Below are 3,764 nucleotides of genomic sequence, written 5' to 3' on the forward strand. Positions count from 1 at the left end.
GGACGATTGCCCACACGGGGGGGGTGCGGCGGGTGAGACCGGAACGACTGCTCGCAGCAGGTGCGTGCCGGGCAACGGCAGGCCAGGCGGCCAGGGGCCTCGGTGGCTGAGCGGCTGCGTCAGTTCGTGGAGGTGCGCGCAGGGCGCCGGCGCCATCGCATGCCGTTGACCTGGCCCGGCTCGTCCCCGATGACGTACCGCACCCGGCGACCGTGGACACGGCGGGCGGGCGCGCGGCAGCCACGCGGACGGCAGCCCCGGGCCAGCGGGGCGTGCGGCGCGGGTACGGACGCGGCTGCGATGCGCAGCCTGCCGCCGGGCACGCCCACGGTCCCCCGGGCGGTGCCCGGAGGGGTCGGCGTGGCGCGGCGGCGGGTCATGGGGCGGTCAGCTCCGGCCGTGCCGGAGTGCCGGGTGGGCGCCCGCGGCGACCAGGTCGGCGACGGCGGCCTTCGGGTCGCGGCCGGTGACGAGCGACTCGCCGACCAGGACCGCGTCGGCGCCGGCGTTGGCGTAGGCGATGAGGTCGTGCGGGCCGCGGACGCCGGACTCGGCGATCTTGACGATGTGCGCGGGGATCTCGGGGGCGACGCGCTCGAACGTGGAGCGGTCGACCTTGAGGGTCTTCAGGTTGCGGGCGTTGACGCCGATGATCCGGGCGCCCGCGTCGACGGCGCGCTCGACCTCGTCCTCGTCGTGGACCTCGACGAGCGGGGTGAGCCCGATGGACTCGGCGCGCTCGATGAGGGAGACCAGGGCCTCCTGCTCCAGGGCGGCGACGATGAGGAGCGCGAGATCCGCTCCGTACGCGCGTGCTTCCCAGAGCTGGTACGCGGTGACGATGAAGTCCTTGCGCAGGACCGGGATGTCGACCTTGGCCCGGACGGCCTCCAGGTCCGCGAGCGAGCCGCCGAAGCGGCGCTGCTCGGTGAGGACGGAGATGACGGCCGCGCCGCCCGCCTCGTAGTCCGCGGCGAGTCCGGCCGGGTCGGCGATCGCGGCGAGCGCGCCCTTGGACGGGCTGGAGCGCTTGACCTCGCAGATCACCTTGACGCCGTCGCCGCGCAGTGCGGCGACGCCGTCCTTGGCCTGCGGCGCCTTGGCGGCGCGCTCCTTGAGCTCGTCGAGGGTGACCCGCGCCTGCCGCTCTGCGAGGTCGGCGCGTACGCCTTCGATGATCTCGTCGAGCACACTCACGCGAGGGGCCCCCTTCCGGGACGGTGATGGTGTTGATGAACCAGGTTCAGCCACATCGATCCTATCCGCAGGACGGCCCCGGACTCGCATCGGCCGGAGTCGCGTCCCACCTGCTGGGACTCCCGAAGGGGTCTCCGCGGCGCCGTGCGGGGCCCTCAGGGGGCCAGCGCGGAGCCGAAGGGAAGGTTCCGGACCAGGGTGAAGAGGACGAGGACGGCCCCGATCCCCCACCACAGGACCGGGGAGACCGCGAGGCGCATGGGCACCCCGCGGATGCCACGAATCAGCCAGATGACCATGAGGAAGCCGAAGAGCCCGTAGCCGATGACGGCGAGGGCGTTGGCGCCGAGGGCGGCCGGGAGGTCGCCGTGGACGAAGGCGTGGGCGCTGCGGAGCCCGCCGCAGCCGGGGCAGTAGATGCCGGTGAAGCGGAGCAGGGGGCAGACGGGGTAGTGCCCGGGTTCGTTGGGGTCGACGGTCCCGACGTACGCGAAGGCCGCCGCGACCCCGGCGAGCGTGGCGACGGGCGCGAACAGCCGCCGCGCGAGCGACCGGGCCGGTGGCGGTGCCGTCATGGGTCCGCCGGTCCCGCCGGGCTCCCAGGCGCCCTGCGGCGTCGTGGGCCGGCCACCCGGCCACGCGGGCGCGTGCGCGGGCGTGACGGCCCCGGCCCCCGGCGGCACGGACGCGTGCGCGTGCGGAGGCGTGGCTGCCCCGGCCTCCGGCCGCACGGGCGCGTGCGGAGGCGTGACGGGGGCCTCCGCCGGTGCCGCGGGGGCCGCGGCGGCCTCCCCCGGTGCCGTGGGGGCCTCCTCGCGGGCCGGTCCCGCCGGTGGCACAGGTTCACCCGGTCGGGTGCTGGATGCGTCGGTCACGGCTCCGGCCGTCGGCTGCGGGTCCACCCGGTGATTCTCGCCCCGGACGCGCGCGAGCGCAGCCCGGCACGGCCGGACTGCGCTCGCGGATGTGTCGTGGCGCGTCAGGAACGGGCCTGGAGCGTCGCGGCCTCGCGGGCGGCGACGACGGCCGCCGACTCCTTCGGCATGCCGAGGCCCGCGGCCTTCATCGCGCCGCCGACGATGCCGCCGAGGACGATGACACCCACGCCGGCCCAGAAACCGGGGATGTTGGCGGCCACCATGAAGACGCCGGCGATGCAGAAGCCGATGAAGGAGATGATGACACCGGTCCAGGCGGCCGGGGTGTGTCCGTGGGCGCTGCCCGCCATGAGTTGCTCCTCGTTGCAGTTGCTCGATGGTGAGGTCTCGCGTGCGCGGACTCTCGGCGCTCATTGTCCCGCACGCGGGCGCGCGAGGGTGAATCGGGGGTACCGGGACGATCACGCGTCGCGGTCGGCGGCGCCGTCGGGCACCGCGTGCGGCCCGTCACGCCCCGTGCGTGGGGTCCTCGCCGCGGTCCAGGGCCTTCCACAGGTCCTCGGGCCGGTCCGGGTCGGTCGTGGGGGCCTTGCGGGCGGCCCGGGGGGTGCCGGAGCGCTCGTAGCGGCCGCCCATCGCGGGCCAGCTCTTGCCGAACCGCAGCGCGAAGAGGCCGGCGAGCAGGATGAGGACGGCGCCCGCTGCGGTCACGTACGGCCAGACGGTGTGGCTCAGGTCGGCCACGGCGGCGGCGGTGTCGCCGCTGATGCGGGCGGCCTCGGCGTTCAGGGCGGCGCTGTCGGAGGCGCCGAGGACCGCGGCGAGCGCGGCACTCGCGCCACTGAGCGCGAGGAGCGCCGAGACGAGGGTGCGGCCGGTGCGGCGGACGGCGAAGACGGCGAAGAGCGCGGCGAGGCCGACGATCGCGAGGGCGGTCGGCACACCGGTGACGGTGCCGCCGTCGGCCTCGACGGGGACGCTGCCACCGCCGACGGAGGCGGTGCCCTCCGCCCAGATCTGGCCCGCGGAGAGCAGGACGACGGTGGCGCCGAGGGCACCGAGGAGGAGGGCCGCGGCCAGGCTGCGGCGGCCGCCGCCGGAGACGGCCGCGCGGGCGGCCCGGGGCTGGGGTACGGGTACGGCACTCACGTACCCCACTATCCCCTACGTGGTCAGGCGCCGTTCATCCGGTTGGCGGTGTGGACGGCCCGGAGGACGGCCGCGGCCTTGTTCCGGCACTCGTTGTCCTCGGCGACGGGATCGGAGTCGGCGACGACACCCGCTCCGGCCTGCACATACGCGGTTCCGTCGCGGAGCAGGGCGGTACGGATGGCGATGGCCGTGTCCGCGTCGCCGGCGAAATCGAGATAACCGACACATCCGCCGTACAGGCCGCGCCGGGAGGGTTCGAGCTCCTCGATGATCTGCATCGCGCGCGGCTTGGGCGCGCCGGAGAGCGTGCCGGCCGGGAAGCAGGCGGTGAGGACGTCGAAGGCGGTCCTGCCCTCGGCGACCTCGCCGGTCACGGTGGAGACGATGTGCATGACGTGCGAGTAGCGCTCGACGGACATGAAGTCGACGACCTCGACGGACCCGGGCGCGCAGACGCGGCCGAGGTCGTTGCGGCCGAGGTCGACGAGCATGAGGTGCTCGGCGCGCTCCTTGGGGTCGGCGAGCAGTTCCTCGGCG

Annotated in this window: 5 protein-coding genes and 1 pseudogene; all 6 read right to left on the reverse strand. The window is 75.2% G+C overall.

The features are described 5' to 3' along the window. Positions 1-119: 119 nt before the first annotated feature. Positions 120-380 (reverse strand): tryptophan biosynthesis modulator TrpM, encoded by a 261-nt coding sequence (gene trpM, locus AOK00_RS35135; RefSeq protein ID WP_055604169.1) that lies wholly within the window; start codon positions 378-380, stop codon positions 120-122. Positions 381-387: 7 nt separating this feature from the next. Then, positions 388-1,197: an indole-3-glycerol phosphate synthase TrpC gene (gene trpC / locus AOK00_RS35140; RefSeq protein ID WP_030314603.1), complete on the reverse strand. Its 810-nt coding sequence runs from the start codon at positions 1,195-1,197 to the stop codon at positions 388-390. Between the two features lie 155 nt (positions 1,198-1,352). Further along, positions 1,353-1,772 carry a DUF2752 domain-containing protein gene (locus AOK00_RS35145; RefSeq protein WP_055604170.1) on the reverse strand — a complete coding sequence of 140 codons (420 nt, stop codon included), beginning with the start codon at positions 1,770-1,772 and terminating at the stop codon, positions 1,353-1,355. Positions 1,773-2,176: 404 nt separating this feature from the next. Continuing rightward, positions 2,177-2,425, reverse strand: a complete 249-nt coding sequence (locus AOK00_RS35150; protein ID WP_055604171.1) for an HGxxPAAW family protein — start codon at positions 2,423-2,425, stop codon at positions 2,177-2,179. Between the two features lie 157 nt (positions 2,426-2,582). Further along, the gene (locus tag AOK00_RS35155) at positions 2,583-3,233 is read right to left on the reverse strand and encodes a TIGR02234 family membrane protein (protein ID WP_055604172.1); all 651 of its coding nucleotides are present in this window, start codon (positions 3,231-3,233) and stop codon (positions 2,583-2,585) included. Positions 3,234-3,247: 14 nt separating this feature from the next. Next, a pseudogene (locus AOK00_RS41000) lies at positions 3,248-3,764 on the reverse strand (chorismate-binding protein); the annotation flags it as partial.

Origin of the sequence: Streptomyces aureus, from assembly GCF_001418135.1 — a bacterium.
In the GTDB taxonomy this organism is placed as follows: domain Bacteria; phylum Actinomycetota; class Actinomycetes; order Streptomycetales; family Streptomycetaceae; genus Streptomyces; species Streptomyces aureus_A.